The organism is Bartonella schoenbuchensis R1 (assembly GCF_002022685.1).
Classification (GTDB): domain Bacteria; phylum Pseudomonadota; class Alphaproteobacteria; order Rhizobiales; family Rhizobiaceae; genus Bartonella; species Bartonella schoenbuchensis.
In genome coordinates, this window is the sequence record NZ_CP019789.1 from 1,208,625 (window position 1) to 1,222,042 (window position 13,418).

A 13,418-nucleotide genomic window follows, 5' to 3' on the forward strand; every position below is an offset into this window, starting at 1 on the left:
TTTCATCTCCGATGATTGATATTAGCAGCGATTAAAGTTCGTAAAACAGCAAGAGCATCATCGCCATTTGTACGAGGTGTCTGACGCGTTTCAATACAATGAAGAAAATGCTGCAATTCATAAGTAAGCGGTAAACCTTCACAAATATCAATATAATTTAATTCATCAGAATGAAAAGCCCACTCTTTATTTTTTTGCCAAACAGAAAAGCGGCAAAATGCTAATTTACGATTCCACGGTTCCATATCATCAAATACAAGCATAGCTTTTGTACCAACGACTGTTAAACGTCTTTCACGATAAGGACTAAGGCGTGAAGTAAAAAGGTGGCTGCGTATACCATTTGGAAACGCCATATGAATATGTGCAAAATCAGAAAGCTGATCAATCACTGCAGAACCCTCTCCCCGAATTTCAGAAGGTTCACACCCTGTCAACGCAAAAATCATTGAAAGATCATGAGGAGCAAGATCCCATAGGGCATCACTTTGCATATGAAATTTTCCAAAACCTAATCGGTGAGAATAAATATAACGCATATCTCCCAATTCTTTATTCGCTACTAATTCACATATTTTTTCAAAAGCAGGATGAAAACGTAAAACATGGCCTACCATAAAAATCCGCCCATGTTCATTAGCCACATGAACTTGGCGCTCAGCATCAGCCATATTTAAAGCAATTGGTTTTTCAACCAAAATATCTTTACCATTTTTTAGAGCACGTAGTGCATTGTCTGTATGAAATTGTGGAGGGAGTGCTAATACAATTGCATCAATATCCCCATGAGTAAAAAGATCATCAGGCGCTATAGCTGCAACGTTATGCGCGTTTGCAAAACTCATAGCCCGATTAGAATCAATATCAGAAACTGCTGCTAAAGCTCCAAGACTTTGGAGTGTTCGTATATGATTCCCACCCCAATAACCGCATCCTAAAACCGCTACACGTGGTGTCATTTTTACACCTTATCTGCCTAACTCTATGAAAATTATATTTCCATTCATTCCATATCGGGGATGAAATAGAATGACAAGAGAAAAGCTTAAAAACGATGCTTGACATCTCACTATTCTACCTCTTATATCCGCCAAAGATAAAATTGTTTGTAATATCTTTCTGTTTTGGCGGAGTAGCTCAGTAGGTTAGAGCAGAGGAATCATAATCCTTGTGTCGGGGGTTCAAATCCCTCCTCCGCTACCAGCGCTTTTTTATAGCACTTTTAAAAGAAATTCTGCACCATTGGTTTTTGGCGAATTCTATTAGATAATTATAAACAACTTTTTAGAGAAGAATAATAGTACAACTTCTAAATCAACAAACAATTATATTGCTAAAATTTTAAGCACCAAGCCCATATTTATAAAATGTTTTTATAATAAAGAGGCAAAAAAATCGAAAGATAGAGAGAATTTTTTATTTTAGCACAAAAGATCCAAAATAAAGAAAACCTCTCCCATTTTTGTAAAACCAATTATGCTCTCTCTTCTTCACAAGAAATTGGCTTAGTACTCGTTTTAAGAAACATTTTTGTATAATCATGTTGCGCACGCAAATGACGCAAATTACTATTACTTAACTCTTCCAAAATAACGCCTTGATGCATAATTCCAATACGCTCACATATATGCGCAACAACAGGAAGATCATGGGATACCATCAAATAGGTTAATTGTTTTTCTTCTCGTAATGATTTCAATAAATTCAAAATTTCAGCCTGCACAGATACATCCAGTGCAGATGTTGGCTCATCTAGCAACAAAACTTCTGGCTCAATAATCAAAGCACGTGCAAGAGCAATACGCTGACGCTGCCCTCCTGACAACTCATGTGGATAACGGTAAAGAAATGAAGAATCTAAACCAACAGAATGCAAAACATCGTGCACCCTTTCCTTGTGATTATCCATGCCATGAATTGTAAGAGATTCCGAAAGAACCGTATGTACCATCTTCCTTGGATGAAGCGAAGCATAAGGATCTTGAAAGACCATTTGAATACGGCGTAAAAAAGTTTTGCTTTTTTTCTTTAATACTTCCTGTCCATCAAAGGTAAAATGCCCCCTACAATCGGGAATAAGCCCAACTAATGCATTCAAAATGGTTGATTTTCCGCATCCTGATTCACCAATCAAACCATAAGATTCACCACGCTTAATATGAAAATTGACTTCCTTAACAACCTTTACCGCCTTGTGCCCACGCCCAAAGGTTACAGACAAATCAAAAACCTCAATAATATTTTTACAATTGGTCATGGTAAGTTCCTTCAACGCCATTAACAATTGTTGGGCCATGTAGCCAATCAGGGTTCCGCTCAGGGACAGACAAAACACCAACCGGTTTATCAAGCTGTGGTAAACTTTGTAAAAGAGCTTTAGTATAGGGATGACATGCACGAGATAAATCACGTGCAGGCAACTCTTCCAAGATACGACCGGCATACATCACTAAAACACGATCACAAAAATCAGCAATCAGATTTAAATCATGACTAATGAAAATAAGTCCCGCTCCAGACTTTGTTACAAGTTCATCCAATATTGCTAAAACCTTACATCTCACAGTGACATCCAGTGCAGATGTTGGCTCATCTGCAATAATCAAGTCAGGCTTAGGGATAAGCATCATAGCGATCATAACACGCTGCCCCATTCCACCTGATATTTCATGAGGAAATAACCGCATAATACGTTCAGGATCGCGAATATGAACAGATTCCAACACAGAAATTGTTCTTTCCCATGCCTCCATTTTTGAAACGCGATAATGAATACGGTAAGCCTCCATAATCTGCTTCCCAATTCGCATTAATGGATTAAGTGAATATTTGGGATCTTGTAAAATCATCGAAATACGCTTTCCCCGAATAGAGCGCATCTGATGCTCACTAGCAGCCAATAAATCTATATCATTGAAGCACATTTTTTGAGCTTTGATAATTGCTGATCTTGGATTTAATTTTAAAATCGCACGCCCAGTTGTCGATTTTCCAGACCCAGATTCTCCAACAATTCCAATTTTCTCTTTTCCTACAGAAAAACTAACGCCACGTACAACCTCTAAAATACCACGCGTTGTAGGAAATGAAATGCGTAAATCTTTTATCTCTAATAATTTTTTATCCATTGCGCGGATCCAATATATCACGAAGTCCATCACCTAAAAGATTGAAGGCAAGACTTGTAAGCAATATTGCACAACCTGGTACTGCTGCCAACCACCAACTTGTCATCATAAATTCACGACCAGTCGAAAGCATAACGCCCCATTCAGGAGTTGGTGGTTGAGCACCCAATCCCAAAAAACCAAGACCAGCAGCTGTTAAAATAATTGCAGACATATTTAATGTTAACCGTACAATCACTGAAGGAATACACATTGGTGCTATATGAAACAAAACAATTCGCCACATTGATGCACCTTGCAGAAAAACTGCTGCAACATAATCAGATGAACGTATGGTCAAAGTTTCTGCACGCGCCAAACGTGCTATTGGTGGCCACGCTGCCATTGAAATTGCAATTGCTGCATTTTCAATACCTGGCCCTAAAGCTGCTGAAAAAGCAAGTGCTAAAATCAAACTTGGGAAAGCAAGAAAAATATCTACAATACGCATTAAAACCGTATCAACCCACCCCCCCATATAGCCAGATATAGTGCCTACAATCAGCCCTATTGGGCCTACAATAATTGTCGTTAAAAAAACAATATAAAGGGTAATACGTGCACCAAAAATTAATCGACTAAAGATATCACGGCCTAACTCATCAGTCCCAAAATAATGTAGCATAGACGGTGGTTGCAATCGATGAGTAAGATCATTGCTGGCAATATCATAGGTAGCAATCCAAGGCGCAAAAATCGCGCACAAAAGAATAACGAGGATAATAGCCAATCCCAATACAGCTGAAAAATTACGAAAAAAAATGGTCAATGAGTAATAAAATTTTTGTATATTTGCCTGGGTTGTTGACTGCGGAACAGATTCATTCAACCAACGACTCAAAGAAAATGACGATCGCGGATTATTATGATTACTTATTGTCATATCAACGTGTCCTTGGATCAAAAAGCTGATAAAGCAAATCAGAAAATAAATTAATAGCGACAGAAAAACATCCTATAAGTAGCGTACAACCTACAACTGCGTTCATATCTCCTGCAAAAAGCGCATTAGTCAAATAACGCCCGAAACCAGGCCAAGCAAAAACTGTTTCTGTCAACACAGCACCTTCTAGCAAAAACGCATAAGAAAGGCCAACCACAGTAATAATCTGAACAGCAGAATTACGAAAAGCATGCCCCCAAACTGTTCTGGCCCATGACAATCCTTTAACACGTGCTGTAAGAATATATTCCTGATTAAGCTGTTCAATCATAAACCCACGAGTCATACGGCTAATATAAGCCATAGCACCAAAAGCTAGAATTAAGGCAGGCATAATAATGTGACTAAAAACGTTGCCAAAAACTTCCCATTGACCCTGCATAGCAGAATCCCAAAGAAATAAACCTGTTTTGGGTTCGAAAGAATATTCATAAAGAAAATCAATACGCCCTGGCCCACCAATCCAGCCAAGTTTAGCGTAAAATACTAATAACGCCATCAAACAAAGCCAAAAAGCTGGTGTTGAATAACTTATCAACGTAAAAATACGAACGAAATAATCAATAAATGAATTACGATACATTGCTGCAAAGACCCCTAACGGAATACCCAAACTCGTGCCAATAATAACAGCAACCGTTGCAAGTTCCAGCGTTGCAGGAAACACACGTAAAATATCTTCCAAAACAGGACGCCCCGAAGTCAAAGCATCCCCCAAATCAAACAGAAAAATATTTTGAAGATAATTCCAATATTGCACAATTAATGGCTGATCGAGACCTAATTTATAGAACATTGTGTCATAAGCTTCCTGACTAATGTTATCACCCAGGATAGCAATAACAGGGTCTAAAGGTAAAAGACGACCAATAAAAAAAGTAATTGTCACTAAACCCAATAATGTAATTAATATCGAAATTAACAGCTTAAATAACCTAAAGAAAAAGGACCATACATGCAGATTTCTCTGCTTTTGTGTTAGTGCCACATCAGCTTTTGAATCCGATAAAACCATTATGGTAATTCCCCACACATTTATAAAACCTATGCTTTGCGATCTTTCCTAGCTATATAAAAAATACCTCGCACGCGCACACTCATATGATCCTTATTCGTAACAGAATTGCAACTTATTTCTCTGCTTCACTATAGCGAATTTCAAAACTATTCCAAAACCATTTTTTGACCTTAGGCCCCATACCAATGATATAATAGGTTTGAAATAAATAAGCCATAGGACCATGATACAGAATATAATGCTGTAAATTGCGATATTGTTCAATGAGTTTATTTTGATCTTTCTCAGATAAAGCATCCATCACCATTTTATTAACCTTTACATCATAATAGCCAGACCGCAAAGCTAAAGACATGCCTTTCTTTTCAGTAAATGTTGGATCAGGATTAAAAACTTGACGTATCGAAGACAAATATCCATCGGGAATTGTTGTATGCCAGGACATTATAGCAATATCATAATTTCCTCCACGAACGCGGCTTAACAATTGAGTTTGTGTCATTTTTTCAATTGTAAGATCAACCCCGATTTTGCGCGCATTTTCCTGGATAGACTGTGCAACAGATGACATATAGGAAAGACTACCAATTAAAAGATTTGCTTTAAATCCATCTGGATAACCTGCTTCACTTATTAATTGTTTTGCCTTTTTTAAATCCAACTCAAATGGCACTCCTTCTTTTTCATCCAAAGCGCCTGGCACACCTAATGGCATATAGCTTGCACGAGGAATTGCAATACCTTTCAAAACTGTTTTACCAAGATTGTCATAATCAATAAGATAGCGCATGGCCAAACGCACTTTTTCATTAGCAAAAATTTCTCTTCTATTATTCAACGATAGATAAACAGATTGTGGACGCAAAATACGATTAATCTTGACAGGCCCTCCTTGTTTTTCAATATCTAAAACATCTTCTGAAGAAAGATCACGCGCTATATCCACATCACCCTTTTCCAAAAGTAATCTCTGGCTTGCTGATTCAGCAACATGGAGAACCAAAATTTGTTGAATTTTTGGTTTCTCTCCCCAATAATGTTGGTTGGCTTGTAAAACAACCCGCTCCCCAGGGAGCCAACGAACCAATTTATAAGGACCAACACAAGCCGAATGAGTAGCTAAATACTTATTCCCCATATCCCCATTAACACTATTTGTTTCAAGTGTTTTCCGGTCAAGCAAAGCAGCAGTATAAGTTTGCCCAATTGTAGCCAATATAAGATGAACAGGATAAGGCTTATCAAAGTCTAACTGCAAAGTTGTATCATCAAGAGCTTGAATATTGGTTTCAACATTTTCTTTGGTAAATCCAAAATCTTCTAAAGCTCGAGCAAAGCCCAGATTTAATTTAATGATTCGCTGCATTGACCAAGCAAGATCTTTTGCAGTAGCCACCCTTCCATCATCAAATTTTAAATCATCACGAAGATGAAAAACAATTCTCTTCCCATCATTTAAAACATCCCAAGACCGAGCCATAGCAGGACGGATTTTTGTAGAATCATGTTTATCAAACTGCACTAAAGAACTACAAATATTACTTAATAATTCACTTGTTACAATTTCAACAGATTGGGCAGGGTCAAAATTACTGATTGAATCAATGTTCCATGCCATTATTAATGTATTTTTAGGCGGCACACTTAGCGCTACTGGCATTAAACTACTGAAAAAACGATTAACCCTAATAAAGCACAAAAACCCTTAAGCATTATTTTAAACTCCCTCTCATCCCTATTTTTATGATATTTTACTGTTTCCAGATAAAGTGATTGCAATTTCTTTATTGGCTTTTTTTCTTACAAAATATTTGTACGTACGTACTCACCTACTCTACTTATCTAACTTAAACTCAAAAATGTTCTTAGTCTCTTTCCACATACTTAAAGTTATAAATTACCCATAATAGATGAGCAAGTATACCAAGAAATATCACTTATCACATGTTATCAATATTGATCAAATACACACAAATCGAACTTTTATGAATGAGCTACCCTTTACCGTTTAATATTATAAATCACTAAAAGTTATTTTATGTAAGGGGCTATTGCTCATCACCAACCTTATAACTATTCACCCTTTGTATTTCTATTGTCTAAAATACGCTTATTTTTCAATTGAACTATAGAAAACACGTGGCGCACTATTCCAAACCCATTTTTTAATAACAGGTGAAACGGCTACAGTATTATATTTTTGAAACAGAAAAGCATAAGGCCCTTTTTGCATAAGTTGACGCTGTAAATCAGCATATCGTTGTGCTCGTTTTTCTAAATCCTTTTCAAATAGAGCGTCTTCAACTTGCTGATTCATATTTGCATCAAAATATCCTTGTTGCCAACTAGGATACGCCGTATTTTTAGCCTCAAAACGATTATCGGGGTTATAAACAATGCGCAAAGCCATCGTGTGAGGATCTGCAGACTCATTAACCCATCCTAAAAAAGCTGTATCAAAAGCACGTGCAGAAACTTTTGAAAACAATTGTGCTCCCGCTACACGTTCAATTTTAAGGTGCACACCCACCTTTTCTGCATTATCTTGAATAGACTGAACAATCGGTAAAGCATAAGGAGCCCCTCCCACAATGATATGCGCCTCAAATCCATTTGGATAACCTGCATCGATTAAAAGCTGTTTAGCTTTTTGAAGATCAAGTTTGAAAGGTAGCCCTTCTTTTTCATCCAAAGCGCCAAAAACGCCGATAGGTACAAAACTAGAACGTGGAATACCAATACCTTTCAAAACTGTTTTACCAAGATTGTCATAGTCAATAAGATAGCGCATGGCTAAACGCACTTTTTCATTAGCAAAAATAGGGTTTGTTATATTAAAACCCCAATACATCATAGCTGGCTGTAATATTCTTTCAATCTTGACATCTGTTGTTTTCTCAAGATCTTCCAAAGCCTCAGGTGTTAAGTCACGCGCTACATCAATATCGTTTTTTTGCAATAATAAGCGTTGCGTACCAGATTCAGAAACATGACGAATTAGAACTTGTTTAAGTTTAGGTGCTTGCCCCAATAATTGGAATGAGAACGTAGTAAAATAGCTTCTCCAGGACGCCAACTGACCAACTGATAAGGGCCAACACAAGCAGCATGAGTTGCTAAATAGCGGTTTCCCATATCATTATCTTTTTCGTGTTTCATAATCGTTTCACGATCGAGCAACATAGCAACACGATTAGCAGCAACATTATTAAGAATAAGCTCTGCTGGATAAGGCTTATCAAATTTCATTACTACAGTTTTCTCATCCGGCGCGTAAATAGCAGAATCAACTGTTTGCGCTGTAATACCATATTCATTAAGTGTTGCTGCATTAGCCATATTCAACTGAATAACACGCTTCATACTCCAAACAAGATCACTAGCACTGGCAGGTCGGCCATCAGCAAACTTTAAATTATCACGCAAATGAAAAGTAATCACCGTATTATGATCACTTGTAACATCCCAACTTTTTGCTAAATGTGGAATCATTTTGGTTGCATCATTTGGATCAGTATCAACCAAACTATCACACATGTTGTGAATAATTTCACTGCTGTAAGAATCATTGACTTGAGCAGGATCAAATGCATTAATCGCATCAAGATTCCAAGCCATTACGAGTGTATCGGCAGGTGTTTTTGCTGACACTTGTTGCAACAGCATGCCTACAGCCATAAGAGCAGAAACAAAAGAACAGCTCGCCTTTAATATCTTCTTTTTCATATTCATAGATCTTTCCCTTAAACTCTTATTTTTAAATTAGTCATTTTAGCTGAGTAAGTTTATACCAGTAAAAACTGAATAAATATAATGCAAGTATTCTTTTAGATGGTCATTTCCTTCTTTATGCACTGAATTTATTTTTCAATTACATTTGAAAACATATAGCCATATTACTTTTATTCATTTTTTAATAATAGATACAACGGTTGCAACATTGTGATTTTAAAATGGGCTATAAAAGTTTGCTCTATAAATTCACACTTAAAAATAAATATCTCGTTTTTTCTATTCTTGTAAATTCTTCTCAAACAATACTTTTTAACATAGTGGTTTATATTTGCACCAAAATACCATTTTCTTACAACCGATATAAGCCATAATTTCAACTTAAACTAGTTATCATAATTATCGACAATGCATGAGATTATTATACAAAACCGGCACAGCAACTTCTCCCACATCATGAACCTTTATCAAAAGCATATGCGCAAGCCTCTAAAAATAATCATATTATAAAATACATTTAATTTTAAAAGTGCAGGTCTACTTCTGTTGTGTTATCTTGGAATAAAATTGGGTAATCAGTAAAATCAAAAGAATATTCCCGCATACTATTTACCTTTAAATATACCCAAATAATTTGCTCCAATATTTAACAATTCGCTTTATATTTTTAGCAGTTAAACGCTGGATTTTGATTTAAAATAAAGAAGATGAAATCTGTTAAATTAAAGTATTTTCCACTTAATAAGCACACAATAAAATCCCTATTTAAAGTGTCAATATATTATATAATCAATCTCTATATAACTCATGTTATCTTTAACTCCTTCTCTCAGAGATGTATTTTAGTTTGTCATGATCGTTTATAATCAAGAAACAAATAAGGTTATAAAATAAATCTTCGCAGTTTCATCGACAAAAACACCCTTCAAGATGATCATTAACGATGCCTACTGCCTGCATAAAAGCATAACAAGTAGTGGGACCAACAAATGTCCAACCGCGTTTTTTTAAATCTGTAGAAAGACGAATAGAAGCGGCTGTTACAGGATTGTCCTGCCACATTTGAAAATCTATCTTTTCAGGACGCTCAGATGGTGGTGGTTGAAAAGACCAAAAATAGTGGGATAAATTGCCCTGCTCTGCTATAATTTCTTGTGCCCTAAAAGCATTATTAACCACTGATCGGATTTTCCCACGATGGCGAACAATGCCTTTATCTTGCATTAATATTTCGATTTTTGTTTCATCATAATGAACGATCTTTTCAAAATCAAAGTTATCAAAAGCACTGCGAAAATGGGATATTTTTTTCAAAATTGTTAACCAAGAAAGCCCTGCTTGAAAACCTTCAAGACAAATTTTTTCAAATAAACGCAGATCATCAAAAACGGGCTTTCCCCATTCATGATCATGATAAGCGCAATAAAGCGGATCAGTTCCTGCCCAAAAACAACGAACTTTTCCATCCACCCCCATCAAAAGGCCTTCATTGAGTACAGAATCTACCGTATCAGAAGAGTGTTCCTTGATCATCTTTTTGCTGTTTTATCCGTTTGTTTTTTGAAGCACAATTAAGTGTTGAAACGTTAATTTCACCATCAAAAAAACGTAAACTCATCCGACCTGTTTTAGGCAACTGCACTAATCGTTTAACCGGCTTATTATCTTGACCCAATGCCAAAACAAAACCCCGTTCTAAAATATTTTGATAAGAAGTGCTTTTTAAAAGCCTAAATGCCATCTCTGCTTGAGCACGTTGTTTTTCAACATTGCGTAAGAAAGCACGACGAAGATGTATCGTATATCCTTTTACATTGTATCGTGCTTTTTCACTATTTAACAAACGTGGAGAAAACCGAACACTAAGAGCACGAAAGTAAAAAAGTTTTTTCTCGTAGCTTATACAAAGAGCTCGTTGTAACCGGCTTGAAATTTCATCAAAACCACGACGTGGTAAAGCGAGTAATTGATCAGCAGTAAGCAAACCTCGTGAAATAGCACGCAATTTTTGTTGATGAAAACTAAAATAACGCGTCAATCCCGCACGAAGACGTGCACCAAGTGACGCTAATTGTACTTCAAGATCAATTTTAACAGGAACAGCTCTTTCTGCTGCTCCCGTAGGGGTTGGTGCCCGCCAATCAGCAGCATAATCAATTAAAGTCCAGTCTGTTTCATGCCCAACTGCAGAAATAACAGGAATAGTCGATGCATGAACAGCACGAACAACCGCCTCATCATTAAACCCCCATAAATCTTCTAAACTCCCTCCCCGCGTGCTACAATAATAAGATCAGGCTTTAATAAAACACCACCTAAAGGTAGGGCATTAAACCCCTCAATAGCACAAGCTACTTCTCGACCACTCGTTTCCCCCTGAACTCTTACAGGCCAAACCAAAATGTGCAAAGGAAAACGATCTGATATACGATGAATAATATCGTGAATAACGGCTCCTGTCGGTGATGTCACAACCCCTATAATTTGAGGCATATAAGGCAGTGGCCTCTTTTTTGCTTCATCAAACAAGCCTTCATCTGCAAGCTTTTTCTTACGATTTTCCAAAAGTGTCATTAAAGCACCAACCCCTGTTGGCTCAAGAGCATCAATGACTATTTGATATTTTGATGAACCTGGATAAGTAGTAAGTTTGCCTACAGCGATCACTTCCATTCCTTCTTCAGGAGGGAATTTAAGCTTTTCCATTAAGCTTCGCCAAATAACAGCCTCTAACCGAGCTTTATCATCTTTTAAAGCAAAATATGCATGACCTGAAGCATGAACACCACGATAACCAGATATCTCCCCCGGACCCGTATATAAGCAAATTTGTCTTCAATAATGCGTTTTAAAGCACTTGATACTTCAGAAACACTAAATTCTGCTACATTTGTTGCCACCGGTCGTGGACTAAATAAATCCATCGTATTTTTCAACTTTTTTAACCCTAAAAACACTCAACTCAAACTGTAACATAAATACATCTTTATGAAGATGAATAGTATCTCTATAAAGCGGAATCTCTTGAAACATATTCTATGTACAACATATTAACGCTTCCACAATAACATTATATTGAGAAATGCTCACCATCATCCAAGAGGTGAAAATTATTGGTAAAAATTGTCAATTAAACATGAAAGCAGTTCAAAAAAAACAGCTCAAATATTACACTAATATTTAAGGATGTAAAATTTGAGAGCAAAACCTAAAAAACAAAGAGCAAATAAATAACGATAAAATCCGTCTTCTTCCTCCGTTATGTGTATATCATTTGCACTACATACATAGTTTAGTATATTTGAAGTCACGTCAAAATGAAAAATAGAAAAAAATCACACAATTCTCTTCATTCATTTCTTGGTGGTACACCAGGGCGTATTGCTGTAAAATTGCTTATCCTTTCATTTTTTACTGGAATCGCAATAAACATCCTAGGGTGGACACCTATTGATCTTATTTGGGAAATAATAGACTTCCTTCAATCTCTATGGGAAACAGGGTTTATGACTTTTGTAAACCTCTTCCATGTGACCTTAGCTGGTGCAGTAATTGTTATGCCTGTTTTTCTTTTTTTACGCATCTTTCGTAGAAAATAAAGCGCTTTAAGACTCTCTCTTAAAAACAAATTTTCATAAAAGCTTTATAGTGACAAGAAAAAAGATCTTAGAGTTTTTTTAAAAAAAGCGCACATCAAGAAGCTTTAACTAAACGACTAGGTAATTGAGTATTAAAAAGGCTTTCCTTTTTGAAAAGCCTTACAGAATTTTATTAAGAAATGTCTCACAGCTTTTATTGGTAAAGAACTAAAACTACTTTGTTAAGGTGAGTTCAATTGACTACTTTCTAGAAAATTGCGTTCTCTTAATGCACCAAATGTTTAATTTTCTTCACATGTCATATGAGCAAGATGATGCACAACAGAACTAATTGATTGTGCACGAGGAACACATTGCTTCATGACAGTTTCTTGTGAATTTTTCTTTTCATGAAGAAGCTTTTGAACAAGTTTTTCTATCTGCTCCAAACGTTCAAAAAGCTTTTTTTGCGCTTGATCACGTGCAGAATGCTCAGCTAAAATTGCCCGACTAATCGTATCTAAATAAGATTTAATATTATTATCTACAAAGCCCTGCATAATTAATTGATTAGGCACTTTTTTTATCTGCATTTGTGTGTAAACGTAGCGCAACTTAGTAGCAATATCGGACATAGTTATCTCGGCATGCTTTTCCGTTTTCTGCTTTTGTCCAACAACAAAAGTAGAAAATTGATTATGTGCAACCGGGTTTATAACATGACGTTTCATATTCACAGATGCATCCCTTTTCATCTTTTTCAAAGAAATCATATTGATAATAGAGTGTGGCTCATTTTAGTAAATAGAGCTTTAAAACGGTAAGAGAAATTGAAAATAATAATATAAGAACAGAGTTAACTAACAAAATTAATGGAGATGTTACTAATTTTCACCCCATTCAATTCCAACACAACACCTAACTGACCTGTTCTTACCATTGACCAAAGGCTTATATCTTTATAGCAATATAGAAATGGT

The 13,418-nt window shown here is 36.2% G+C and carries 8 protein-coding genes, 1 tRNA gene and 3 pseudogenes; 2 read left to right on the top strand and 10 right to left on the bottom strand.

The window, feature by feature from the left end:
• Window positions 1-2: 2 nt before the first annotated feature.
• Window positions 3-959 carry a Gfo/Idh/MocA family protein gene (locus BscR1v2_RS05315; protein ID WP_078690002.1) on the bottom strand — a complete coding sequence of 319 codons (957 nt, stop codon included), beginning with the start codon at window positions 957-959 and terminating at the stop codon, window positions 3-5.
• A gap of 167 nt (window positions 960-1,126) precedes the next feature.
• Here BscR1v2_RS05315 and BscR1v2_RS05320 point away from each other — a divergent pair.
• Window positions 1,127-1,203 (top strand) — tRNA-Met (locus tag BscR1v2_RS05320).
• A gap of 271 nt (window positions 1,204-1,474) precedes the next feature.
• On the opposite strand, the gene BscR1v2_RS05325 is transcribed toward BscR1v2_RS05320, so the two are convergent.
• From BscR1v2_RS05325 to xseA, 8 genes and pseudogenes are all read right to left on the bottom strand, one after another.
• On the bottom strand, window positions 1,475-2,257 hold the full coding sequence (locus BscR1v2_RS05325; RefSeq protein WP_078690003.1) for an ABC transporter ATP-binding protein: 783 nt from the start codon (window positions 2,255-2,257) through the stop codon (window positions 1,475-1,477).
• On the bottom strand, window positions 2,244-3,128 hold the full coding sequence (locus tag BscR1v2_RS05330) for an ABC transporter ATP-binding protein (protein ID WP_078690004.1): 885 nt from the start codon (window positions 3,126-3,128) through the stop codon (window positions 2,244-2,246). The genes BscR1v2_RS05325 and BscR1v2_RS05330 overlap by 14 nt, the downstream gene beginning before the upstream one ends.
• On the bottom strand, window positions 3,121-4,050 hold the full coding sequence (locus BscR1v2_RS05335) for an ABC transporter permease (RefSeq protein WP_078690005.1): 930 nt from the start codon (window positions 4,048-4,050) through the stop codon (window positions 3,121-3,123). Before BscR1v2_RS05335 ends, BscR1v2_RS05330 begins: the two co-directional genes overlap by 8 nt.
• A gap of 1 nt (window position 4,051) precedes the next feature.
• Window positions 4,052-5,125, bottom strand: coding sequence for an ABC transporter permease (locus BscR1v2_RS05340; RefSeq protein ID WP_078690006.1), 1,074 nt, complete (start codon window positions 5,123-5,125; stop codon window positions 4,052-4,054).
• 115 nt (window positions 5,126-5,240) lie between these two features.
• Window positions 5,241-6,841: pseudogene (locus BscR1v2_RS05345) on the bottom strand (ABC transporter substrate-binding protein).
• A 397-nt stretch (window positions 6,842-7,238) separates the two neighbouring features.
• Window positions 7,239-8,860 (bottom strand): annotated as a pseudogene (locus tag BscR1v2_RS05350) (ABC transporter substrate-binding protein).
• 906 nt (window positions 8,861-9,766) lie between these two features.
• Window positions 9,767-10,393 carry a DNA-3-methyladenine glycosylase I gene (locus BscR1v2_RS05355; protein WP_078690007.1) on the bottom strand — a complete coding sequence of 209 codons (627 nt, stop codon included), beginning with the start codon at window positions 10,391-10,393 and terminating at the stop codon, window positions 9,767-9,769.
• Window positions 10,371-11,784: pseudogene (gene xseA / locus BscR1v2_RS05360) on the bottom strand (exodeoxyribonuclease VII large subunit). Before xseA ends, BscR1v2_RS05355 begins: the two are co-directional and overlap by 23 nt.
• A gap of 393 nt (window positions 11,785-12,177) precedes the next feature.
• Here xseA and BscR1v2_RS05365 point away from each other — a divergent pair.
• Window positions 12,178-12,459, top strand: coding sequence for a DUF6460 domain-containing protein (locus BscR1v2_RS05365; RefSeq protein WP_010704092.1), 282 nt, complete (start codon window positions 12,178-12,180; stop codon window positions 12,457-12,459).
• 281 nt (window positions 12,460-12,740) lie between these two features.
• Here the strand turns inward: BscR1v2_RS05365 and BscR1v2_RS05370 are convergent, their stop codons facing one another.
• A complete protein-coding gene (locus BscR1v2_RS05370; protein ID WP_153301986.1) occupies window positions 12,741-13,175 on the bottom strand; it encodes a hypothetical protein in 435 nt (144 codons plus the stop codon).
• Between the last annotated feature and the right edge of the window lie 243 nt (window positions 13,176-13,418).

Excerpts from the sequence above, each read along its gene's own strand:
- BscR1v2_RS05315 (WP_078690002.1), bottom strand. The coding sequence starts at position 959 with ATGACACCACGTGTAGCGGTTTTAGGATGCGGTTATTGGGGTGGGAAT.
- BscR1v2_RS05325 (WP_078690003.1), bottom strand. The coding sequence starts at position 2,257 with ATGACCAATTGTAAAAATATTATTGAGGTTTTTGATTTGTCTGTAACC.
- BscR1v2_RS05330 (WP_078690004.1), bottom strand. The coding sequence starts at position 3,128 with ATGGATAAAAAATTATTAGAGATAAAAGATTTACGCATTTCATTTCCT.
- BscR1v2_RS05335 (WP_078690005.1), bottom strand. The coding sequence starts at position 4,050 with ATGACAATAAGTAATCATAATAATCCGCGATCGTCATTTTCTTTGAGT.
- BscR1v2_RS05340 (WP_078690006.1), bottom strand. The coding sequence starts at position 5,125 with ATGGTTTTATCGGATTCAAAAGCTGATGTGGCACTAACACAAAAGCAG.
- BscR1v2_RS05355 (WP_078690007.1), bottom strand. The coding sequence starts at position 10,393 with ATGATCAAGGAACACTCTTCTGATACGGTAGATTCTGTACTCAATGAA.
- BscR1v2_RS05365 (WP_010704092.1), top strand. The coding sequence starts at position 12,178 with ATGAAAAATAGAAAAAAATCACACAATTCTCTTCATTCATTTCTTGGT.